General features: G+C 35.1%; 19 protein-coding genes. 10 read left to right on the top strand and 9 right to left on the bottom strand.

What is annotated here, in order from left to right; genetic code table 11:
• Positions 1–11 precede the first annotated feature (11 nt).
• Complete coding sequence (locus L1S34_RS04515) at positions 12–713, top strand: hypothetical protein (protein ID WP_236362993.1); 702 nt, start codon at positions 12–14, stop codon at positions 711–713.
• 9 nt (positions 714–722) lie between these two features.
• Here the strand turns inward: L1S34_RS04515 and L1S34_RS04510 are convergent, their stop codons facing one another.
• The 3 genes from L1S34_RS04510 to L1S34_RS04500 form a co-directional block, all read right to left on the bottom strand.
• The gene (locus L1S34_RS04510; RefSeq protein WP_236362992.1) at positions 723–1,445 is read right to left on the bottom strand and encodes a hypothetical protein; all 723 of its coding nucleotides are present in this window, start codon (positions 1,443–1,445) and stop codon (positions 723–725) included.
• 106 nt (positions 1,446–1,551) lie between these two features.
• Positions 1,552–4,020 (bottom strand): TonB-dependent receptor, encoded by a 2,469-nt coding sequence (locus L1S34_RS04505; RefSeq protein ID WP_236362991.1) that lies wholly within the window; start codon positions 4,018–4,020, stop codon positions 1,552–1,554.
• Positions 4,021–4,031: 11 nt separating this feature from the next.
• On the bottom strand, positions 4,032–5,729 hold the full coding sequence (locus tag L1S34_RS04500) for a M23 family metallopeptidase (protein ID WP_236362990.1): 1,698 nt from the start codon (positions 5,727–5,729) through the stop codon (positions 4,032–4,034).
• Between the two features lie 175 nt (positions 5,730–5,904).
• On the opposite strand from L1S34_RS04500, the gene L1S34_RS04495 reads away from it, so the two are divergent.
• The 3 genes from L1S34_RS04495 (at position 5,905) to rny (ending at position 8,270) form a co-directional block, all read left to right on the top strand.
• Positions 5,905–6,195, top strand: coding sequence for a hypothetical protein (locus L1S34_RS04495; protein ID WP_166138374.1), 291 nt, complete (start codon positions 5,905–5,907; stop codon positions 6,193–6,195).
• Between the two features lie 7 nt (positions 6,196–6,202).
• Entirely contained in the window at positions 6,203–6,496 is a 294-nt protein-coding gene (locus tag L1S34_RS04490) for a cell division protein ZapA (protein ID WP_236362989.1), read from the top strand.
• 208 nt (positions 6,497–6,704) lie between these two features.
• Complete coding sequence (gene rny / locus L1S34_RS04485) at positions 6,705–8,270, top strand: ribonuclease Y (protein WP_236362988.1); 1,566 nt, start codon at positions 6,705–6,707, stop codon at positions 8,268–8,270.
• A gap of 125 nt (positions 8,271–8,395) precedes the next feature.
• On the opposite strand, the gene L1S34_RS04480 is transcribed toward rny, so the two are convergent.
• Both L1S34_RS04480 and xerD read right to left on the bottom strand, forming a co-directional pair.
• On the bottom strand, positions 8,396–9,910 hold the full coding sequence (locus L1S34_RS04480) for a sensor histidine kinase (RefSeq protein ID WP_236362987.1): 1,515 nt from the start codon (positions 9,908–9,910) through the stop codon (positions 8,396–8,398).
• A 171-nt stretch (positions 9,911–10,081) separates the two neighbouring features.
• Positions 10,082–10,981, bottom strand: a complete 900-nt coding sequence (xerD, locus tag L1S34_RS04475; protein ID WP_236362986.1) for a site-specific tyrosine recombinase XerD — start codon at positions 10,979–10,981, stop codon at positions 10,082–10,084.
• Between the two features lie 257 nt (positions 10,982–11,238).
• Between xerD and L1S34_RS04470 the strand changes: the two genes are divergently transcribed.
• From L1S34_RS04470 to L1S34_RS04460, 3 genes are all read left to right on the top strand, one after another.
• The gene (locus tag L1S34_RS04470) at positions 11,239–11,802 is read left to right on the top strand and encodes a porin family protein (protein ID WP_236362985.1); all 564 of its coding nucleotides are present in this window, start codon (positions 11,239–11,241) and stop codon (positions 11,800–11,802) included.
• Positions 11,803–11,880: 78 nt separating this feature from the next.
• Complete coding sequence (aroQ, locus tag L1S34_RS04465; RefSeq protein WP_236362984.1) at positions 11,881–12,294, top strand: type II 3-dehydroquinate dehydratase; 414 nt, start codon at positions 11,881–11,883, stop codon at positions 12,292–12,294.
• A gap of 89 nt (positions 12,295–12,383) precedes the next feature.
• Complete coding sequence (locus L1S34_RS04460; RefSeq protein ID WP_236362983.1) at positions 12,384–14,870, top strand: DUF5686 and carboxypeptidase regulatory-like domain-containing protein; 2,487 nt, start codon at positions 12,384–12,386, stop codon at positions 14,868–14,870.
• 61 nt (positions 14,871–14,931) lie between these two features.
• Here L1S34_RS04460 and L1S34_RS04455 read toward each other — a convergent pair whose 3' ends face one another.
• The 4 genes from L1S34_RS04455 to L1S34_RS04440 all read right to left on the bottom strand — a co-directional run bounded on the left by L1S34_RS04455 (position 14,932) and on the right by L1S34_RS04440 (position 18,391).
• Complete coding sequence (locus L1S34_RS04455; RefSeq protein WP_236362982.1) at positions 14,932–15,798, bottom strand: cation diffusion facilitator family transporter; 867 nt, start codon at positions 15,796–15,798, stop codon at positions 14,932–14,934.
• Positions 15,799–15,886: 88 nt separating this feature from the next.
• On the bottom strand, positions 15,887–17,197 hold the full coding sequence (murA, locus tag L1S34_RS04450) for a UDP-N-acetylglucosamine 1-carboxyvinyltransferase (RefSeq protein ID WP_166138400.1): 1,311 nt from the start codon (positions 17,195–17,197) through the stop codon (positions 15,887–15,889).
• A gap of 95 nt (positions 17,198–17,292) precedes the next feature.
• Positions 17,293–18,018 (bottom strand): DUF4290 domain-containing protein, encoded by a 726-nt coding sequence (locus tag L1S34_RS04445; RefSeq protein WP_236362981.1) that lies wholly within the window; start codon positions 18,016–18,018, stop codon positions 17,293–17,295.
• A gap of 88 nt (positions 18,019–18,106) precedes the next feature.
• Entirely contained in the window at positions 18,107–18,391 is a 285-nt protein-coding gene (locus L1S34_RS04440) for a DUF493 family protein (protein ID WP_166138406.1), read from the bottom strand.
• Between the two features lie 149 nt (positions 18,392–18,540).
• Here L1S34_RS04440 and L1S34_RS04435 point away from each other — a divergent pair, with 149 nt between their 5' ends.
• The 3 genes from L1S34_RS04435 to fmt all read left to right on the top strand — a co-directional run bounded on the left by L1S34_RS04435 (position 18,541) and on the right by fmt (position 22,004).
• Positions 18,541–19,074 carry an AAA family ATPase gene (locus L1S34_RS04435; RefSeq protein ID WP_166138409.1) on the top strand — a complete coding sequence of 178 codons (534 nt, stop codon included), beginning with the start codon at positions 18,541–18,543 and terminating at the stop codon, positions 19,072–19,074.
• Positions 19,075–19,161: 87 nt separating this feature from the next.
• Positions 19,162–21,057: a RecQ family ATP-dependent DNA helicase gene (locus tag L1S34_RS04430; RefSeq protein ID WP_236362980.1), complete on the top strand. Its 1,896-nt coding sequence runs from the start codon at positions 19,162–19,164 to the stop codon at positions 21,055–21,057.
• On the top strand, positions 21,057–22,004 hold the full coding sequence (gene fmt / locus L1S34_RS04425) for a methionyl-tRNA formyltransferase (protein ID WP_236362979.1): 948 nt from the start codon (positions 21,057–21,059) through the stop codon (positions 22,002–22,004). Before L1S34_RS04430 ends, fmt begins: the two co-directional genes overlap by 1 nt.
• The last annotated feature ends 60 nt before the right edge of the window (positions 22,005–22,064 follow it).

Raw genomic sequence — 22,064 nt, 5'->3', positions numbered from 1 at the left:
AAATTGTAGTTATGTACGTTAACAACACCTCTATTAAACTTCCTCAAGATCCGAGCATAGTCGTTTGGAAATACCTCGACTTATCTAAATTTCTGGATTTACTGCTTTCGCAAAAGCTATTCATGTCACGCTCTGATAAATTTGAGGATCAATACGAAGGTACCTTTAGCGAGCCTACTTTTGAGGAAATCAAAAAGTTGTCTCAAGACAATCCTGATTTTTTAAATTATTACAAAAAGCATCGCGAAAAAGTAGCTATTAGTAGTTGGCACATTAATGAATACGAATCGTTTGCAATGTGGCAAATTTTTACACAAAACACCGAAGGACTTGCCATTCAATCAACTCTGGGACGATTACAAAAAGCGCTGCATTTAGAAAACGACCACAAGCAATTCATTGGTGAAGTCAACTATATCGATTACAAAAAAGAACACATTCCGTTTGATGATTCGTTTTTCCCGTTTTTGTTTAAAAGAAAAAGTTTTCAGTACGAGCGCGAAGTACGTATCATTACTGATATTGGCGAAAGTGAAAACAAATTAAACGAAGGACTTAAAATAAATGTTGAAGTTACTACTTTGATTGAAAAAATATACATTCACCCAAAATCTGAGAACTGGTACAAAAACCTAGTCATTCAATTGGTAAAACAATTGGGTTATGCTATTACCATTGAAAAATCAGATTTGGAAAGTGATATTTTGATTTAAATTAAAAAACTAAATTGGCTCGTATGCAGTAATCTTCCATTCTTTCGCAGTCAAATCGATATAATAATAGTGAACCAAATCATTTTTATCAAATTGACCATTTTTATTGGTATCCTCAACCGTTCTAAAATACAAACGATTGCGCGAAGCTAGAAGTTTCCAATCAATTAATTCCTCAAAGTCAGGCGAGATTTTAGTGAAACGCTCCCCGCTGATAGTACTTAAATGCAAGGATTTGATGTCGCTAGTTTCTAATTTACCATCTTTATTGGTATCCATATCGACCATAGTGTACACCATGATTTGATTTTTGGTTCTATCAGCAACCGTTTTTAAATACGTTGCTGTTTGTATCAAAACTGGCTTATCCGTTAATTTGGTTATGGAGTCTGAATCGATTTTTTGGAATTTAATATTTTGTAAAAAACCTGTAATTTCATATTCGCCATAATTTGAAATCGTAAAACTCAAATCATTCACACTTGATGAACCATAACGTGATTTTACGCCGCGATCACGAATACTCAAATCAGCAATAGGATGAATTAAATAATCAGTCCCTTCCATTTGCCAAGGTAAATCAGCTATTTGTATTTGGGTTGAGTCTGCCCTTACAATCGACTTTGCTTTATTAGCCGCATCATAAGTAACTTTTGGCGTTGCTGCATCCTCTTTACAACTTGCTAAAAATAGCAATGCAATTCCTAAACAGGTGATCTGTATTTTTTTCATGTGCTGATGGTATTAAAACTCAAATGTAATCATTTTTCAAAATAGCAAGTACATTCAACAACGGATTTAACGAATAAATAGAATTCAATTGGCTTTAGCTTGTAGCTTACAACTTCGCTGTCAACTTTATGTTAAAAACGCGTGTAGTCATATAATTTGGAATACCGTATTGGTTCTTAGAATATACGTCTCGCACCCAAGTGTTTGTAATAGCATTTTGATTGTTAAAAAGATTAAAAATCTCTAAACCTAAAGCTAATTCTTTACAATCTTTAAATATGCCTTTTACCTTTCCAGCATTGGTTTCATCTATAAAAACTTTAGAAAAACCTATATCTGCTCTGCGGTAGTCATTCAATCTATTTTGGTACAAATAAGGATCTGCATATGAGGGTGAACCACCAGGTAATCCTGTATTGTACACCAAATTCAAATACAATTTCACACTTGGAATATTAGGCATATAATCTTGAAAAAGCATCGCAAACTTTAAGCGTTGATCTGTTGGCCTTGCAATGAATCCTCTATCGTTGCCATTTTCCTCGGTTTTTAAATATCCAAAACTAATCCACGATTCGGTTCCCGGTACAAACTCCCCATTCAAACGCACATCCACACCTTGGGCGTAAGCTACTGCATTATTGTTGGCTGCATATCGAATTCGAACATTATCAATCGTATACGTATTTACATCAGTCAACGATTTATAATACAATTCAGAAACCATTTTAAAAGGTCGGTTCCACATGGTAAAACTATAATCATTTGCTAAAACCAAATGTACTGACTGTTGTGCTTTCACATTAGGCTGTACCGCTCCATTTGCAGCTCGTAATTCTCTGTAAAAAGGCGGTTGATGGTACAAACCACCCGAAAATCGAAACACCACATCGGCATCCCAATTGGGTTTAAGCGCTATTTGCGCTCGCGGACTCACAGTAAATTGCGATTTTCCGTCTGTGGTAGCGCCTTGCACCTGCCACTGATGAGCACGCACTCCTGCATTGTACCAAACTGTATGTGCTCCGATATTCGATTTTAAGCTCCACTGCGCATAACCAGAAAAACGATCTATTGAATTAAAATTTAAAGCACGAACTTCCTGAAAGGGTACTAAAGGTCCGGTATACGAGGTGTACGGTTGGTCATTTTTGGGCAAATCAATACGTGGTGGATTTAAAGAAAAACCAGCCGAATCAATCACTTCCCATTCAATAATTCGATCTCGGATAGATTCTCGTGTATATTTTACACCCCATTCGATTTGGCTTTTTTTCCAATCTAAAAAACCTTTAATTTCTGTATTTACAATTAAGGCATCCAGATCGTTACGTGCATGATTCAGCTGCGAACCTACGCCACGAGAAAAAGTAACCTCACCAAGTGTTTCAGAACCTATATTCGTATCTACTTCTCCTAAGCGATATTGTGCAAAAATATCAAAGTGCTCCTGCTCTATCGTATGAAAAACCGATCCAATAAATTTTAAGGTAAAATTGTCTGAAACATTATAAACTGATTTCATGGCACCAAAATAGGTGTCGTATTTGTCTTTTTCTTGGCCTTCATAAAACACAGTTAGCGCCATCGGATTGTCAATAGTACCAAAATTGGTCTGACGTGTTAGTGGTTGGTAATTGTATTTATTTTGCGAAATAGTTCCTAGAAAGCTCCATTGCCATTTTGCAGAAGCTTGATAATTGATGTTAGTTTGAATATCAGCAAACGAAGGCGTAAAATTAGTTTGCGTTTCTTGACTGTTTACCAAAAGGCTGTTGTTTCGGTAGCGAAGACCTGTTACTGCCGACCATTTTTTATTTTTAGAAACGGCATCAAATGAAAGGCTTCCGCCGAGGAAACTCGCTTCCATACTTGCACCAAATGCCACTGGTTTGCGATACGTTATATCCAAAACAGAAGAGAGTTTGTCTCCAAATTTAGCTTGAAAACCACCCGACGAAAAATCAATGTTTTGTACCAAATCTGAATTAATAAAACTTAATCCTTCTTGCTGTCCTGAGCGAATCAAGAATGGTCGGTACACTTCGATTTCGTTTACGTACACTAAATTTTCATCAAAATTTCCACCACGAACGGAATATTGCGTACTTAACTCGTTGTTAGAATTCACGCCAGGCAACGATTTCAAAATATTTTCGACACCAGCATTGGCTCCCGGAATTTTTCGTAACATTTCGGGCTCTAAACTTGTAATTCCCTGCACTGCTTTTCTATTATTAGCCTTCACCACAACAGCAGTCATTTGCTCCTCACGATCATTCATTACGGGGTTAAATTCTCGTTGATCATTAGGCTCAAGAAAAAAAGTAACGGTGATTTTTTTTAAAGAAACGTGCGTAAAAACCAAAGTCACATTTTGATTGGCAGGAACTTTCAGTTCGTAAAAACCATTGGAATTGGTAGCTGTACTTTTGTCTAAAAAACTAATATTTACGTTAGGCACCACTTTTTGGTTGGCATCTAAAACAACACCTCTAATTCGGGCAGTTTGCGCCGTTATTGATGTAGTTAGCAAGACCAAAAACAGGACAATTAGCTGTTTGATTGAGTTCAAATGATATGCTTTTAAGGTTTAGAATTTCTAAAAAAACGCGTCTCAAAGGTAGTTGAATTCCCCATATTATCCACCACTACTACTTTTAATTCATTGGCACCATCAGCAACCAATCCTTCGGTGAAAAAATGGGTTATTTTACGCGTTTTATTATCGTATTCAAACAAAACCCATTTCCCATTCAGATAACCGTTGTACGATTTAATCCCCGACAAATCATCAGCAATAGTGAGTTGTAAAGATTTTTGTTGACTGATCCATTTGCCGTCAATAGGAACTGCCATACTGATTCGTGGCGCTACCGTATCTGAAACTAAAGCGTAGGTTCCTAATACTTTTACTTTAGTTTGGAAAATATCATCTTTACGATAAGTTGCATTATAACTTATTTTTTTTCCATCGACACGACCAATAAACATTTTTTCGCGCTGTGCTACCGTTAAAGTTGAATCCTTAATAGTTATTGTAAAATTGGAATGTGCTGGCACGGTATCATCGTGAACAGTAAGCGTGTTGTTTTTTACCTTGAAATTCAAATTAAAATCGTCGTAAAAGGTTCCTGCTGGAAAAAAAACCGAAGCATTTTCCATTTCAAAATTACTATCCTTGGCGGCTTTTACTCGATATGGACCACTAACTTCTTCTTTAGCAATTCTAGTAGATGTTAAATCGTATTGAATAGGAACGTTAATCATTTTTTTATTACCAAAAAAATCAGCAACCTCAATGCGATACAACAAAGAAAGGTTGGGAGAAACGTTCAAGACACCTTTGGTTTCATCTGTTTGAATAAAACGCAAATTATACGGCGTTTTCATGAATAGTTTTTGAACTCGCTGCTGCGTTGTTTTGTACCGAGGATAATCGATCAAAGCATTGATAAATCGCATATCTTCGAAAGAATAGGTATTAAATTCATAGCCAAAATTTGGCTTTCCATTCAAAAACGTCTGTACTTTATACACTCCATTGTTATTGAATGAAACGTCATCCGTATCAAAAGCGGTAATCCCAAAACCAATTACACCATTTGCTATGACTTTATCTGAAAGATAAGAACCATCTTTTTGCAACGAAACATTTAAAAGCAATGGGCGTTTAGCATAATTTACCGTAGTATTCCCATCGAGAGGATAAACATACAATCCAGAGATTGTTGGTTTTTTTGTATCTTTTAACAACGAATCATATCCGAACAAAAGCGGATTGATTACAAATTCGCTGGCGGTATCTCGAAATTCAAAATGTAAGTGCGGCCCTTCGGATGCTCCTGTGTTTCCTGATAAAGCAATTATATCACCTTTTTTCACAGGCACTTCATCAGGCTTAAAAAAAAGTTCAACTTCGAAAGATTGTTCCTTGTATTGCGCTTTGGTAATTATATCGTGAATTGAACCTACTGCATTTTGCAAGTGGCCATAAACAGACGTATATCCATTGGGATGGTTAATATAAATGGTTTTTCCGTTTCCAAAAGTTGAAATTTTAATACGCGATACATACCCATCTGCCACAGCATATACTTTTAAGCCTTCACGCTGCTGGGTTTTCATATCAAAACCTGCGTGAAAATGATTTGGTCTTAATTCTCCAAAATTCCCTGATAATTGCAACGGAATGTCGAGTGGAGATCTAAAATAATCCTGGGGATAACTGGCTTGACCAAAAAGGGCTGCGGAGAATAGGAGTAAAAACAAAACAAATTTCATAAAAAACAATTTCTGCTAAGATAAAAAAAACATTTAAATACGACTCAAAGCAACAAAACGATAATCAACTGATCAAGTGATTATTACGCAATTTACTTGAAAAAAAATAATAAAATATTGGAAAATTAAAAAGGAATACTAACTTTGTATGATTATGTAATGAATTAAATCTATAATGAGTGTAATTGCAGAAATTATTGATATTCTTGAATATAAAGTCGAAAAACTTTTTGCTAAAACGAAAAGTTTAGAACAAAATAATCAAGAGTTAAAAAATGATTTAGTAAAAGCTGCTACTCTTATTGAAAGTCAAGCTCTAGAAATTGAAAACTTGAAAAAACAATATGAAACACTCAAAATGGCACATTCATTATTAGGCAGTGACGAAAATAAAAGAGATACAAAGCTTAAAATAAATTCATTAATTCGAGACATTGATTACTGTATAGCACAACTATCCGATTAAGGAAAATATGGACGAAAAGCTTAAAATAAAAATATCGATTGCAGACCGTGTATATCCGCTTAATGTAGATATGGCTCAGGAAGAAGGCTTAAGAAGCGCCTCCAAAAAAATTGATATTATGATTAAGCAATTTGAAGAAAATTATGCCGTGAGAGATAAGCAAGATGTTTTGGCCATGTGTGCCCTGCAATTTGCCTCACAAACAGAACAAAAACAAATTGATAATGCCATTGATGGCGAAGCAACGATTGAGAGATTAAAAAAAATCAATGCTAAGCTCGATCAATATCTCGACAAATAAACGTTCTTTACAAAAACTAAGATACTGCCTACATTAGTTCTTATTTGGTAAACTCAACACTAACAATTTAAGATGAGCGAATCGTCACTACTATAGCATGCCACGCTCCGGCGAGGAAACTTGAACAGTGAGTTAGCTCAAAACTTGTCTTTTCGAGTTTATACAATCCCACTAATGTAGGCTTTTTTATACATAAATTTTAATAAACATGGACAACATAATAACGATTATCACCTCAGGAATACTTGGAATTGCAGCAGGATTTGCTATTGCAAAATTAATTGAGAAAAGCAATATTTCTAATCTCATTAAAAACTCCAAAAAAGAAGCAGCATCGATTTTAAAGGATGCCAATTTAGAGGCTGAAAATATCAAGAAAGATAAAATTCTTCAGGCAAAAGAAAAATTCATTGAACTTAAAGCAGAGCATGAGCAAGTAATTTTGGCACGCGACAAAAAAGTAGCCGAAATTGAAAAAAGAGTTCGCGACAAAGAGTCTCAAATATCTAATGAACTATCAAAGGCTAAAAAAGTAAATGACGAATTCGAAGCTAAAAGCGCTGAATTCAAGGCTAAAATTGAAAACTTAGACAAAAAACAGGTTGAAGTAGACCGTTTACACAAAAGCCAGTTACAGCAATTGGAATTGATTTCAGGACTATCTGCCGAAGAAGCTAAAAATCAATTGGTAGAAGGTTTGAAAGCGGAAGCAAAAAGTAAAGCGATGTCACACATTCAAGACACTATTGAAGAGGCAAAACTTACTGCGCAACAAGAAGCAAAAAAGATCATCATCAATACTATTCAGCGTGTAGGAACTGAGGAAGCAGTTGAAAATTGTGTTTCTGTTTTCAACATTGAATCAGATGACGTAAAAGGTAGAATCATTGGTCGTGAAGGTAGAAATATCCGTGCACTAGAGGCTGCAACCGGTGTAGAAATCATTGTAGATGATACTCCAGAAGCGATTATTCTTTCTTGTTTTGATCCTGTTCGAAGAGAAATTGCTCGTTTGGCATTACACAAATTAGTAACAGATGGTAGAATTCACCCTGCTCGTATTGAAGAAGTAGTTGCTAAAACTACTAAACAAATTGATGACGAAATCATTGAAGTTGGTAAACGTACTGTAATTGACTTAGGTATTCATGGTTTACACCCAGAATTGATTAAAGTTGTAGGTAGAATGAAATACCGTTCATCATACGGACAAAACCTATTACAGCACTCACGTGAAGTTTCTAAATTGTGTGGAATTATGGCTGCTGAACTAGGATTGAACGTCAAACTAGCCAAAAGAGCAGGTTTATTGCACGATATAGGAAAAGTACCAGATGCTGAAAGCGATTTACCACACGCTTTATTAGGAATGCAGTGGGCTGAGAAATATGGCGAAAAAGAAGAAGTTTGTAACGCCATTGGAGCTCACCACGATGAGATCGAAATGAAATCATTATTGTCTCCAATAATTCAGGTTTGTGATGCCATTTCAGGAGCAAGACCAGGAGCAAGAAGACAAGTTTTAGACTCGTATATCCAACGTTTGAAAGACCTTGAAGAAGTAGCCTACGGATTTAGTGGTGTGAAAAACGCATACGCTATTCAAGCAGGTAGAGAATTACGTGTTATTGTAGAAAGCGAAAAAGTTTCTGATGATAATGCCGCAAGTTTATCATTCGACATTTCTCAAAAAATTCAAACAGAAATGACTTACCCAGGACAGGTAAAAGTTACGGTAATACGTGAAACGCGTGCTGTAAATATTGCAAAATAGAAATTAAAATATAGTGATAGAAAAAAGCTTCCGTTATTGGAAGCTTTTTTTATGAAAATAATTATCAAATTTGTTAAAAGGAAACGCAAAAAAGAAGAAACTTCTGTTGCTACAGCTAATTAATCTTAGCAAAAAAAATGAATTTTGAACGTAGATCCAACACCCTCTTCGCTTGTTACAGAAACAGTACCCTTCATTGATTCAATTTGATTTTTGGTAATATACAAACCCAAACCACGAGCATCTGCATGCTGATGAAAAGTCTTGTACAATCCGAACAAAGATTCACCATATTTCATTAAATTAATACCTAAACCATTATCGGTAATTGATAGGACCTTTTGGTTGTTATCAATTTCAAATTGATAAGTAATTTCCAGAGGTCGTTTAGGATCGGCATATTTGATAGCGTTTGTAGTAAAATTAAGCAAAACACTTTCTAAATACGCCGGATTGAAATCTACCTCAACATGCTCAGGTACTAGGTTGTGAATTTGAAATGAGATTTGCGATTGTGACGAATGAATAAGATCTAATGTTTTTACTATATATTTTTTCAAATTGAGTGCACTAACAGGGATATTGTGATTGTTTTGAATTGATACCAATTGCACCAAATTTCGAATTGTTTCGTTGAGATCGTTAGAAACAGTACGCAAATATGGGAGCATTTCTTGAATAGTACTTTCTTCTGCATCAGTATCAATTAAATCCAAAATGGATTTGATATTACCAGCCTGCGTATTCAAATTATGCGAAACAATATGCGAAAAATTTAAAAGTCTGCTATTTTGCTTTCGTACCAAATCAATCGCCTGCTCCAACTCTAATTCTTTCTCTTTTTGCGAAGAAATATCAGTGTGGGTACCAATTACTCTTAGTGGTTTTCCATACAAATCGCGTTCAATAACTTTCCCACGATCTAAAATCCACTTGTACTTTCCTTGACTAGTAAGTACGCGGTGGTGGTTTTCGTAAAAAGGAGTACGATCATCAAAATGATCTTGAATGTCTGAAAAATAGCGATTTAAATCATCTGGATGTACAATTTTATCCCATCGTTTTGGAGAGTCAAAAACATCTGCAACATCTTCATTTAATATTTTCATGGATTGTGCCGAATAAAACACTTCATCAGTAGCAACATTCCAATCCCACACACCAGCAGTAGATGCCTCGAGGGCAAATTTAAAACGCTCCTCACTTACTTTTAATCGATTTTCATTGTCTTTTAGTGTTGTACAATCCGAAATACGACCGTAAAAAGCAATACTCCCATCAGGATACAACTCTGGTTTTGCAGCAATTTTTAACCACCGCAACCCTTTTTGAGGCAGTTGAACTCTAAACTCGAATTCCCAACTAGTTAAATTTCGTTTGGCTTGTAGTAAAGATTCAAAAAAAGGAGCGCGGTCTGCCTCAACAATACGTTCATAAATTAGTGTTTTGTCACTATCTAGGAAGTGCGTAGCTGACAATTCGAAAAAATTATTAGCCGACCTACTCACCAAAGGAAATAGGTAGGTATTGTCAGGAGTAATTACAAATTCAAAAATTAAATCAGGAATTTCATTAAATAATTTATTGTAAAAATCATTTACCTCTTGACAATTTTCATTTTGGAAAAAATCAAAAACCATATGCTCGTATTAAATAGTCGAACTTTATTTCATTAATCAAATGTCAAGTTATAAAATAAAAGATGAAGAAAATGTGTTGTAGTCTTTTTTTTTGTTGAAAAAAACAAAAATAATGACAAGTATAAAGTATTTCTTTCTTTAGCAGCAATCTAAAAAATAAAGTTTACCTTATTATTTTTTTCTTGGATGAAAGGTGTGCAAAACATCGGTAAGAAAACTGCGATCTAAATGCACATAGATTTCTGTGGTAGTAATAGATTCGTGACCTAGCATTAATTGTATAGCTCGTAAATCAGCTCCATTTTCTAACAAATGAGTAGCAAATGAGTGACGTAATGTGTGCGGACTAATTGTCTTGTGAAGTCCTATTGATACCGCCAAATTTTTAATAATCGTAAAAATCATAGCACGCGTTAATTGCCTTCCTCTTCGATTTAAAAACAAAGTGTCATCAAAACCTTTTTGAATATTTAGGTGTATCCTAACGTGATCCTTATAAGTATTGATATATTTTTGCGTCAATTCACTAATGGGTACAAAACGTTGTTTGTTTCCTTTACCTGTAATTTTGATAAAACCTTCTTCAAAAAAAAGATCCGAGATTTTTAGAGCTACTAATTCCGAAACCCTTAAACCACACCCGTACAAGGTTTCTAGCATGGCCCGATTACGTTCGCCTTCGTTTGTACTTAAATCAATAGCTTCAATCAAAGTATCTATTTCGGCTACGGATAAAGTATCTGGAAGTTTACGCCCTGTTTTTGGAGTATCAATTAATTGCAATGGATCATCTTTGCGGTATTCCTCAAAAATTAAAAAATTAAAAAAACTTTTGAGGCCAGAAATAATACGTGCCTGGGAACGAGTATTAACCTCTTTTGCAACAGCGTAAATGAATGCTTGAAGTGTTTCATCAGTTATTGAAATTGGCGAAGCAGAAAGGTTATTTTGTTCAAGAAACAGGCACAATCGTTCAATGTCAAAGGTATAATTAAGAATGGTGTTTTCTGACAAACCCCTTTCAATCTTTAAATACGACTGGTATTCTTTGATGTACGTGCTCCAATTCATGCACCAAAGTACGCATTTATTTTAGCATTAAAAAAGAAAAATCGGCAACACTGCTACATATAAATAGTAACTTTAACGGACTAAATTACTTTGAGTTAACGCCAAAAAGAAAATAGAAACTTCAAAAAATAAGTACGCTACTCATTTTTGGACTAATTTTTGAACACGATATGTTATAACAACAAAGACAATATTTATACAACAAAGCTGTTTTACCTATTGTCTCTTATTGAATACTAACTTTTAAATAGAAAAAAATGAAAAAACTAATTTTAGCTGCCATCGTTCTATGCGGAACCACAATGAGTATGAATGCACAAAGTATTAAATTCGGACTAAAAGCGGGTATTAACTACGCCAATCAGTCTGGAAGTGATATTACTGTAAATAGCGATAACTTTGACAAGGAAGCCATTACGAGCTACCACGCGGGTTTAATTGCCGAAATTAACATTACAGAAGGCTTTGCTATACAACCAGAACTTTTGTACTCAACACAAGGAGCCACATACAAAAATGCAACCGAAGAGTTTAAAAATGAATTGGGCTACTTGTCTATTCCGGTTCTTGCAAAATTCAAATTAAGTAATGCTTTGAGTCTTGATTTAGGTCCGCAAGCATCATTTTTATTGAGCGAAAGAGAAAATGTAAATTTTAAAAAACCTGAAACTTTCGAATTTGGTGCAGCAGCTGGTTTAACAGTAAACCTTACAAAAAATTTATTTTTACAGGGGAGATATGTAGCTGGCCTTACGGAAGCTTCTAGAAATGCTGAAATCAAAAATTCAGTGGTGCAAGTATCTGCTGGTTTCAAATTTTAAACCAATCACAAAAATTAAATCCCTAAACCGTTCCTTCAATTGGAACGGTTTTTTTATTTTTACCAAAAAAGTTAAATCATGAAAATTTGTATTATCAACGGTCCGAATCTTAATTTGTTGGGTAAACGAGAACCTGAAGTTTATGGCAGTCAGTCTTTCGAGGATTACTTAACAATTTTAGAAAAAAAATATATGGACGTAGAATTCAATTATTTTCAAAGTAATATTGAAGGTGAATTGATTGGAAAAATACAAGATGTTGGTTTTTCATATGATGGCATTATTTTGAATGCTGGTGCCTATACGCATACCTCTATTGGTTTAGGTGATGCTATTAAAGCTATTTCAACACCTGTCATAGAAGTTCATATTTCAAACACCTATGCCCGCGAAAGTTTCAGGCATCAGTCCTATTTATCTGGTAATGCTAAGGGGGTTATCGTAGGATTTGGAATGAAAAGTTATGAATTAGCATTACTGTCTTTTTTATAATTTTTCAAAAAACTCAAAACGAAACGTTTAACAAATTATTAATAGCTTCTTGATAAAGTTCTGTTATTTTTGAGAAAGAAAAAACTTTCATGAAAAAACACTACGCTATCTTTTTGCTGCTCCTTTCTATTTGGAGTCACGCACAAATTAAAGGAACTATTGTTGATGAACAAGGCAAACCACTACCCTACGTTACTATCTTACAAGAAGATTCTTTTTACGGGACCACCAGCAATGATCAAGGTAATTTTGAATTCACTCTGAAAAAAAGCGAAAAACCCATACTGGTTTTTCAATTTCTTGGTTTTAAAACACAAAAAGTTACAATTGAAACTGCTAAGCTACCGTACTCTATTGTAGTTAAAATGATCGAGGAAACTTTTTCGTTAAACGAAGTGGTTATTAGCAGAAACGTCAATCCCGCGTTAGCTATTATTAAAAAAGCAATTGCCGCACGAAAACGAAATACGGAAAAAACCAACCGATTTACCGCCGATTTTTACTCCCGTGGTATTTTTAAATTAGAAAATGCTCCAAAGAAGATATTAGGTCAAAAAATTGGCGATTTAGATGGCGCACTCGACTCAACGGGAACAGGAATCATTTCCTTATCGGAAACATTTTCTAAAATTTCCTTCGATAAACCCAACAAATTAAAAGAAGTAGTATCAGCATCTAAAGTTAGCGGTAGCAACAACGGTTACAGCTACAACACAGCACGGTCGTCATTTTATGATTTTTATGACAATACTATAGATTTTGGAGTACCCATGATTTCACCAATTGCTAGTAGTGCGTTTAACTATTACAATTATAAGCTCGAGGGCACCTTTTTTGACGAAAACAATAATCAAATAAATAAAATTCTAGTTTCGGCCAAACGAGATAGTGAACCTGTTTTTGAAGGACATATTTACATTGTTGAGGATTCTTGGGCAATTTATGCAGTCGACCTTGATATAAAAGGGTATCGAATGAAAGAGGAATTTGTAGACATAATGACTTTAAAACAGAACTTTAGTTTTAACAAAGCAGCTGCTATTTGGGCAAAAAATACACAAAGTTTGGAACTTGTGGCCGGCGCTTTTGGCGTTAAATTTAAAGGAAAGTACAACTATGTTTATAATAATTACGATTTTATATCTGCCTTTGCACCTAAAACATTTTCAAGCGAAATTACCCGAATTGAAATAAACGCGAATAAAAAAGACAGTACTTTTTGGAACAGCAACAGACCAATTCCGCTTACTAGCGAAGAAAATCTAGATTATATCCGAAAAGATAGTATTTACAAAACACGTAATTCGCCCCGCTACCTCGACTCTATTGATGCGAAGAATAATAAATTCAGATTTCTTAAAATCCTGACCGGCTATACGTACACTAACAGCGTTAAAAAACAAAGTTTTGGTTATGATGGCTTATTGAATTTGGGTTCACTAAGTTTTAATACCGTTCAAGGTTATAATTTTGATACTGGTTTCAGATTTACTTCACGTAAAAATCAAGAAACCAAAGGTCAATATACCTCAATTGGTGCCAAATTTAATTACGGATTTGCCGAAGATAGATTACGCGCAACAGGTCAATTTACGCATCGTTTTAACAATCAAAACTATGCAACAATTTATGCAACTGCTGGTAGCGAAGTAAAACAATTTAATGCTAGTGAACCCATAAGCAAATTCATGAATAGCATCAGTTCATTGTTCTTTAAAAACAATTTTATGAAGCTGTACCAACTAGAATCGGTTGCAATGGGCTATAATCAAAATATTGCCAACGGACTCAATTTAGGCGTTCGAACTAGCTATGAAAAACGCAATCCTTTGTTCAACACAACTGATTACTCTTTCTTTAAAAAAGAAGATTTCTACAGTTCGAATAATCCACTAGATCCAACAAATGAGTTATCGGCACCATTTGAAACCCATCATTTGGTAAAAAGTAATTTGCTTCTGCGCATTAATTTTGGAAATAAATATGCTACACGTCCTGACGGAAAATTCAATATTCGCAACAGTGATTACCCCACTTTGTACTTTGGTCTTGAAAAAGCATGGGCAGCATCTGATAAAAAATATGAATTTGAACACTGGAATACGAGCGCTTTTTATGATTTAAAGTTAGGTAACAAAGGCCTTTTGGGTATCAATCTGAAGGCAGGTGTGTTTACCAATGCAAAAAACATTGCATTTACAGATTACAAACATTTTAATGGTAATCAAACCAGTATTGGCCAAAGTGCTCGTTATTTAAACACTTTTAATTTGTTACCGTATTATTCACAAAGTACGAACGATCGCTACTTTGAAGCGCACACAGAGTACAATGACAACGGATACTTGATGAATAAAATTCCGCTTTTGAACAAATTAAAATCAACTTTAATTTTGGGAGCGCACCAATTGTCAACGCCTTCGGCAAAATCCTATTCAGAACTTACTATTGGTTTAGACAACCTTGGTTTTGGAAAATTAAAATTGTTTCGTGTTGATTATGTTCGATCTTTTCAAAATGGAGTGTCCAAAGACGGAGTGGTTTTTGGTTTGAAAATCTTAGATGTCTTAGAGTAGCCTGACAAGCTTTACGCAATTCAATTAAAAAACACCCAATTGGGTGTTTTTTAATATCTATTTAATTGGGTTCAACGTGAATCAAAACATGACCTAGCTCTGGAATGCGCTCTCGCAAGGTATCTTTCAGTTGATGTGCCAAATCGTGACCTTCTTTTACTGAAATAGTCGAATCAACAATAGCATGCAAATCAACATGGTATTGCATGCCTGCTTTTCGAATAAAACATTTTTCAGTATCAATAATTCCATCTACTTGCTGCGCTACTTCACGTATTTGGGCAATCAAATCATCGTACAAGTGCTCATCCATAATTTCACCCAATGCAGGTCTGAAAATCAAATAACTATTGTACAAAATAAAGAAGGAAGCAAAAAGAGCCGCCCAATCATCAGCAGATTCGTACCCTTTACCTAAAAATAAAGCAATCGATATTCCTAAAAAAGCAGCTACGCTAGTAATAGCATCAGAGCGATGGTGCCAAGCGTCAGCTTTTAAGGATGAACTGTTAGTTTGAATACTGCGTTTCATTACCACACGAAACGAATATTCTTTCCATAAAATAATAGCGCCTAATACTATTAATGTCCAAGGTTTCGGTAAATCATGGGGTATACCAATGTTGACAATACTTTCATAAGCAATGATAGTAGCCGATGTAATCAAAAAACCAACTACTAAAAACGTAATTAAAGGTTCCGCTCGTCCATGCCCGTAGGGATGGTTTTCATCTGCAGGTTTATTGGCATATTTGATTCCGAACAACACCAAAAATGAAGCAAAAATATCCGTTGTAGATTCAATAGCATCAGCTATAAGTGCATACGAATTGCCAAAAAAACCAGCAATACCCTTGATTAAAGCCAACGTGGTATTGCCTATGATACTGAAATAAGTTGCTTTAATAGCCGTTTGCTCCCTTGACATATATTAAAAATAAAAATCGTTTAAGTAAATGCAGATCACTTGTATTATTTGCTATTTACTTAAACGAAAATTGTGGTAAAACTAGTATTTATGCGCGTACAATATTTGCACCAATCGCTCTTAAACGCTCGTCAATACGCTCGTATCCGCGATCAATTTGCTCAATATTTTGAATAGTACTCGTACCTTTTGCTGAAAGCGCTGCTATCAACAAAGAAATTCCCGCACGAATATCTGGCGATGACATGGTTGTTGCTTTTAATTGAGACTGAAAATCATGCCCCATTACTACAGCACGGTGCGGATCACATAACATAATTTTGGCACCCATATCAATTAATTTATCCACGAAAAACAAACGGCTTTCGAACATTTTTTGGTGAATTAATACATCTCCTTTTGCTTGAGTAGCTACAACTAAAACAATACTCAATAAATCAGGAGTAAATCCTGGCCAAGGCGCATCGGCTATTGTCAAGATAGAGCCATCAATATCTGTTTTCACTTCGTAACCGTTTACGTGAGCAGGAATATAAATATCATCTCCTTGACGCTCTAATGTAATTCCTAATTTACGGAAGGTGTTTGGAATAAGTCCTAGGTTATCCCAGCTTACATTTTTAATAGTAATTTCTGATTTTGTCATTGCTGCCAATCCAATCCAACTACCAATTTCAATCATGTCAGGTAAAATTCTGTGCTCACAACCACCAAGGCTTTCAACTCCTTCAATAGTAAGTAAATTAGAACCCACACCAGTAATTTTGGCACCCATAGAGTTCAACATTTTACATAATTGTTGCAAATAAGGTTCACAAGCGGCATTGTAAACAGTTGTAATTCCTTTGGCCAAAACTGCCGCCATCACAATGTTAGCAGTTCCTGTTACTGATGCTTCATCAAGTAACATATTCGTTCCTGTAAGTCCATCAGCTGCTTCTACACCGTAAAAATGATCCTCTCTATTATAACGGAATTTAGCACCTAGATTGATAAAGCCTTCGAAATGGGTATCTAATCTACGACGACCAATTTTATCTCCACCTGGTTTTGGAATATAACCTTTACCAAAACGAGCTAAAAGTGGACCTACAATCATGATTGATCCGCGCAATGAACCACCTTCTTTTTTGAAAGCTTCGGTTTCTAGATATTGTACATTTACCTCATCAGCTTGAAATGTATACGATCCAGAACCAATTTTTTGAATTTTAACTCCTAAATTTCCTAATAGGGTGATTAGTTTGTTGATATCAATAATATCTGGAATATTATTAATCGTCACTTTTTCAGGGGTTAAAAGAACGGCACATAAAATTTGTAACGCTTCGTTTTTTGCTCCTTGTGGCGTGATTTCACCTTTTAGACTAATGCCTCCTTCTATTTTGAAAATTCCCATTTTTTTACAGTTATGAGTTAAATATTAATTCTTATTTCGTTTCTCTTACAAAGCTTTCTTGTTTTTAAAAACAATCATGCTCAAACCTCTTGAAATTATTGAGGTTTTCTATTTTGATTTTTATGTGTAGGATTTAATTTTCCTGACTTTTGGTTTTTGTTACCCATAATTTTTGGCTGACCTTGAGGCGTAATTTTGTTCGACATACGCTTGTTGGTTCTCAGTAAATCAGTAGTATTAAGCAACTCTTCTGAACTTAGTATCAAATTTAATTTACCATCAGATAGCTCATACAAATGCTCAAATATCACCTCATCTTTAACGGTGTCTTTATTCCAACTTAAATATGATTTTTTCATGTGATTGGCAATTACTTTAACCAAAGCACTTTTCATTTCGCCCTCTTCCCACTTGTTAGCGACATCAATCATGTACTTGATGTTATTGCCATAAAAACGATATTTTGGAAAGTTTTGTGGGTATTGCAATACATCTGGTTTCAATTGCAAAACTTCACGCGATGGAATGGGATAAGGTGAATCAGCCACCAATCTAAAATCGGACATGATAAAAAGCTGATCCCAAAGTTTATGCTGAAAATCAGGCACATCTCTTAAATGTGGATTTAAGCTGCCCATAACCTGAATAATGTATTTGGCCGCTTTGTTGCGTTCTACATCATCTTTAATTTCGGTAGCCTGATCAATTAGTTTTTGTAAATGCCTACCATACTCCGGAATAATCAAGTGAGTTCGTTCAGCATTGTACTCCAAATGATGTACCACATCGTTGGCGTTTTCTTTGATATATTTTGGATTCATATTCGAATGTATCAATTTTTTATTGGTTAGCTTTTTTCGAAAATAAGATCTTTCGAAATAGCCTTCAAAAAAATTATAATGTTTATTTTTAAAGCGATACGATACCTTCGATCACAGCAACTTCTTGGTATTTACTTATAACTTGTTGTGCATCTGTCATCATCACATCAATAGAAACGCTTGTAAATTTACCTGTTTTGGATGCAGTGGTTTTAATAACAGCTCCTAAACCATCAAAGGACTTATGCACAAACTCAACATTATTAGCGGTTGTGGGTACAATAAATTTGAATAAATAAGCTGAAGGCCAAGTAGTACTCGACTCTAATTCGCCTTTTAATCGATCATAAAATTCTTCCGTCTTTTTGTCCATTTTCGGTATAAAAAATAAAAAGCAAAGATACAGTTTCAAACGTAAAATATGAATATTGAACTGTGAATTTTTGAAAGCTTGCATTTTAAATGGCTTGATTTTTTCAAATCCCAATAAGTTTAAGTAAATTTGCCCCTTATTTTTTAAAAGTGCAGAAAGAAATCATAGTTATCATTGGCGGTCCAGGAACAGGAAAGTCTACATTAATAGACGGTTTAGTAGAAAAAGGACATTGTTGTTACCCTGAGATTTCTCGGGAGGTAACACTCGAAGCCAAAAAGCAAGGAATAGACCAACTTTTTCTTGAAAAACCTTTACTTTTTAGCGAAATGCTACTGGAAGGACGAAAAAAACAATTTGAAAATGCTTCAAAAGAGCCACATGAAGTTGTATTTATTGACCGTGGAATTCCAGATGTATTAGCGTACATGCACTACATAGGCGACACCTATCCTGACAGTTTTGACGCAGCTTGCAAAGAGCACCTTTATTCTAAAATTTTTCTTTTGCCACCTTGGGAAGAAATTTATACAAGCGACGAGGCTCGTTATGAAAACTTTGAACAAGCTCAAATAATTTACAACCATTTGGTCGACACCTACCAAAAATACGGTTACAATTTGATTGAAGTACCTAAAGACACCGTTGAGAACAGGATTCAATATATATTAGAGCGCATATAATACTGATTTTTTGTTTCTTATCAATAAATACGTATCTTTTACTCCAATTAAACACCAATTAGTTGGTGCCAATGAAATTTGCCCTGTATGCAAGAATCAGTTGCTATTCTTCAAAAATATTGGAAACACGATACATTTAGGCCGCTACAAAGCGAAATTATTCAATCTGTCTTAAGCGGAAAAGATACTTTTGCGTTGTTGCCAACCGGTGGCGGCAAGTCGGTTTGCTTTCAAATTCCAGCTTTAGCACAAGAAGGTTTATGCTTGGTCATTTCGCCATTAGTGGCTTTGATGAAAAATCAAGTTGCCAATTTAGCCGAGCGCAATATTAAAGCTATTGCCTTGACAGGTGCCATTCGATCTGATGAGATCATCGATTTACTGGATAATTGTCAATATGGCAACTACAAATTTTTATACCTTTCTCCCGAGCGTTTACAATCTGATTGGATTTTAGACCGAATTAAAGGGCTACCTATAAATTTAATTGCCATTGACGAGGCACACTGCGTATCACAATGGGGTCATGACTTTAGACCTGCCTATTTGAAGATAAATATTCTAAAAACGTATTTCACCAAAACGCCTTTTATTGCACTTACTGCTACGGCTACCGCAAGGGTAAAAGAAGACATAATCAACCAATTAGGACTACAGCAACCCACTGTTTTTGAGCAATCATTTGCGCGCGCCAATATTGCCTACATGGTGTTTGAAGTTGCTGATAAATTTTTTCGAGTCGAACAAATTTTGACAAAAAATCCGCAAACAGCGATTATTTACGTGCGCAACAGAAAATCCTGTCTTGATATTGCTGCCCAACTTAATTCAAGAGGATTTACAGCTACCTATTATCACGGCGGACTTCACGCAAAAGAGAAAGACAAAAACATGCAAGCTTGGATGACCGAAAAAGTGCAAGTTATGGTAGCTACCAACGCATTCGGGATGGGAATTGACAAGGCCAATGTAAAAACGGTTATTCATATTCAACTTCCTGAAAACATGGAAAATTATTACCAAGAAGCTGGAAGAGCCGGCAGAAATGGAGACAAAGCGTTTGCTGTTTTACTCACAAGCCCTTCTGACACTGATCAGGCTCAAGGCCAATTTATAGCTGGCTTACCTGACAAGGCTTTTTTGAAAACCATGTACATTAAACTGTGTAATTATTTTCAAATTGCTTACGGTGAAGGCATACACGAAACTTTCCTTTTTAACCTCAATCACTTTTGCTTGCGCTATAACTTTCCTCCAGTACGTACCTATCAAGCGCTTCAGTTTTTAGATCGTCAAGGATTAATTAGTTTGTCACAGGAATTTTCAGAAAAAATAAATTTACAATTTTTGATTTCTTCCAAAGAGGTAATTCGCTACAACAGCTTGAACCCAAATGATGAAGAAATTATCTTAGCCATTTTGAGAACCTATCCAGGTATTTACGAAATGCCAATTGCATTTAACTTGGCACAGATCGCTAAAAAATCAAAACATACCGAAGCTCAGGTGCAAGCTGTTCTTCAAAAATTAAAAGAAAAAGAAATCATTTCATACCATGCCAAAAACAACGATGCGACTTTAATATTCAATGAAATTCGAGAGGACGAAAGAACAATTAGCAAAGTTGCCAAATATCTTGAAAGGCAAAACGAACTCAAAAAAGAACAGTTAAAAGCTGTAATAAAGTATGTGAGCAGCACCACTAGTTGCAAAAGCAATTCAGTTTTAGCCTATTTTGGCGAAGAAAACAAAACAAATTGTGGTATTTGCTCCTATTGCATTACCCAAAAAAAGCCTTCAAAAAAAAGTGATGCGCTTGATGCAAAAATACTGCATTTGCTGGAAGAGGGCGATAAGAGCTCGCGCGAATTGCAGTTTATGACGCAAAATAGAACTGAACAGCTTCTGCCAATTTTACAAGAATTATTAGAGAGTAATCATATTAAGATTTTACCAAATAACAAATATACCTTAGTTAAATAATGGAAAAATTACGAATCGTATTCATGGGAACTCCCGACTTTGCTGTGGGAATTCTAGATAGCATCAAAAAAAATGGGTTTGAAATTGTAGGCGTCATAACAGCTGCTGACAAACCTGCTGGACGTGGTCAAAAAATAAAATATTCTGCAGTAAAAGAGTATGCTTTGGCAAACGAGCTTCACTTATTACAACCAACAAACTTGAAAGATCCTGATTTCCTCACGTCTTTAAAAGAGTTAAATGCCAATTTGCAAATTGTTGTTGCTTTTAGAATGTTACCAAAAGTAGTTTGGGAAATGCCAAGTTTAGGCACTTTTAATCTGCACGCCTCACTCCTACCCAATTATCGTGGAGCCGCACCTATTAACTGGGCTATCATCAACGGTGAAAAAACCACTGGTGTTACTACCTTTTTTATAGATGATAAAATTGATACCGGCGCTATGATCCTGAAACGCGAAACCAACATCGAGCCAAATGAAGATGCAGGGACACTTCATGACCGATTGATGCATTTAGGAAGCGAGACGGTTTTAGAGACCTTAGAGAAAATAGCAAACAATGATGCCACTACTACAACTCAAGTTGAAGACAGCAACATCAAAACAGCATACAAACTAAATAAAGAAAACTGCAAAATAGATTGGTCAAAATCTGCAGTGGAGATTCACGATTTAATTCGCGGGCTATCCCCCTATCCAGCAGCTTGGAGTTATTTTGTAGATCAAGAAAACGAGTGGAATGTAAAAATTTATCAAGCAACTTTCCAGATTGAGCAGCATCAATTTGAAATTGGTCAAATAATCTGTACCAAAAAAGAAATAAAAATTGCTGTAAAAGATGGTTTCGTACAAATATTAAATTTGCAATTTCCTGGTAAAAAAAGAATGAACACTGCAGAATTCTTAAATGGTGTATCATTTTCAGAAGGTGTAAAAGCACAATAAACCCCGTAAAAACAAGGGCTTTAGCGTTTTTAGAAGATATTTATGAACAAAAAAAATAAG

Source organism: Flavobacterium sp. K77 (assembly GCF_021608205.1).
Taxonomy (GTDB): domain Bacteria; phylum Bacteroidota; class Bacteroidia; order Flavobacteriales; family Flavobacteriaceae; genus Flavobacterium; species Flavobacterium turcicum.
The sequence above is the reverse complement of the archived record's forward strand: the minus strand, read 5'-3'. Positions and strand labels throughout refer to the sequence as shown.

What these genes read in the sequence shown, in the direction of transcription:
- L1S34_RS04515 (WP_236362993.1), top strand. Translation starts at nt 12, where the DNA reads ATGTACGTTAACAACACCTCTATTAAACTTCCTCAAGATCCGAGCATA.
- L1S34_RS04510 (WP_236362992.1), bottom strand. Translation starts at nt 1,445, where the DNA reads ATGAAAAAAATACAGATCACCTGTTTAGGAATTGCATTGCTATTTTTA.
- L1S34_RS04500 (WP_236362990.1), bottom strand. Translation starts at nt 5,729, where the DNA reads ATGAAATTTGTTTTGTTTTTACTCCTATTCTCCGCAGCCCTTTTTGGT.
- L1S34_RS04495 (WP_166138374.1), top strand. Translation starts at nt 5,905, where the DNA reads ATGAGTGTAATTGCAGAAATTATTGATATTCTTGAATATAAAGTCGAA.
- L1S34_RS04490 (WP_236362989.1), top strand. Translation starts at nt 6,203, where the DNA reads ATGGACGAAAAGCTTAAAATAAAAATATCGATTGCAGACCGTGTATAT.
- rny (WP_236362988.1), top strand. Translation starts at nt 6,705, where the DNA reads ATGGACAACATAATAACGATTATCACCTCAGGAATACTTGGAATTGCA.
- L1S34_RS04480 (WP_236362987.1), bottom strand. Translation starts at nt 9,910, where the DNA reads ATGGTTTTTGATTTTTTCCAAAATGAAAATTGTCAAGAGGTAAATGAT.
- xerD (WP_236362986.1), bottom strand. Translation starts at nt 10,981, where the DNA reads ATGAATTGGAGCACGTACATCAAAGAATACCAGTCGTATTTAAAGATT.
- L1S34_RS04470 (WP_236362985.1), top strand. Translation starts at nt 11,239, where the DNA reads ATGAAAAAACTAATTTTAGCTGCCATCGTTCTATGCGGAACCACAATG.
- aroQ (WP_236362984.1), top strand. Translation starts at nt 11,881, where the DNA reads ATGAAAATTTGTATTATCAACGGTCCGAATCTTAATTTGTTGGGTAAA.
- L1S34_RS04460 (WP_236362983.1), top strand. Translation starts at nt 12,384, where the DNA reads ATGAAAAAACACTACGCTATCTTTTTGCTGCTCCTTTCTATTTGGAGT.
- L1S34_RS04455 (WP_236362982.1), bottom strand. Translation starts at nt 15,798, where the DNA reads ATGTCAAGGGAGCAAACGGCTATTAAAGCAACTTATTTCAGTATCATA.
- murA (WP_166138400.1), bottom strand. Translation starts at nt 17,197, where the DNA reads ATGGGAATTTTCAAAATAGAAGGAGGCATTAGTCTAAAAGGTGAAATC.
- L1S34_RS04445 (WP_236362981.1), bottom strand. Translation starts at nt 18,018, where the DNA reads ATGAATCCAAAATATATCAAAGAAAACGCCAACGATGTGGTACATCAT.
- L1S34_RS04440 (WP_166138406.1), bottom strand. Translation starts at nt 18,391, where the DNA reads ATGGACAAAAAGACGGAAGAATTTTATGATCGATTAAAAGGCGAATTA.
- L1S34_RS04430 (WP_236362980.1), top strand. Translation starts at nt 19,162, where the DNA reads ATGCAAGAATCAGTTGCTATTCTTCAAAAATATTGGAAACACGATACA.
- fmt (WP_236362979.1), top strand. Translation starts at nt 21,057, where the DNA reads ATGGAAAAATTACGAATCGTATTCATGGGAACTCCCGACTTTGCTGTG.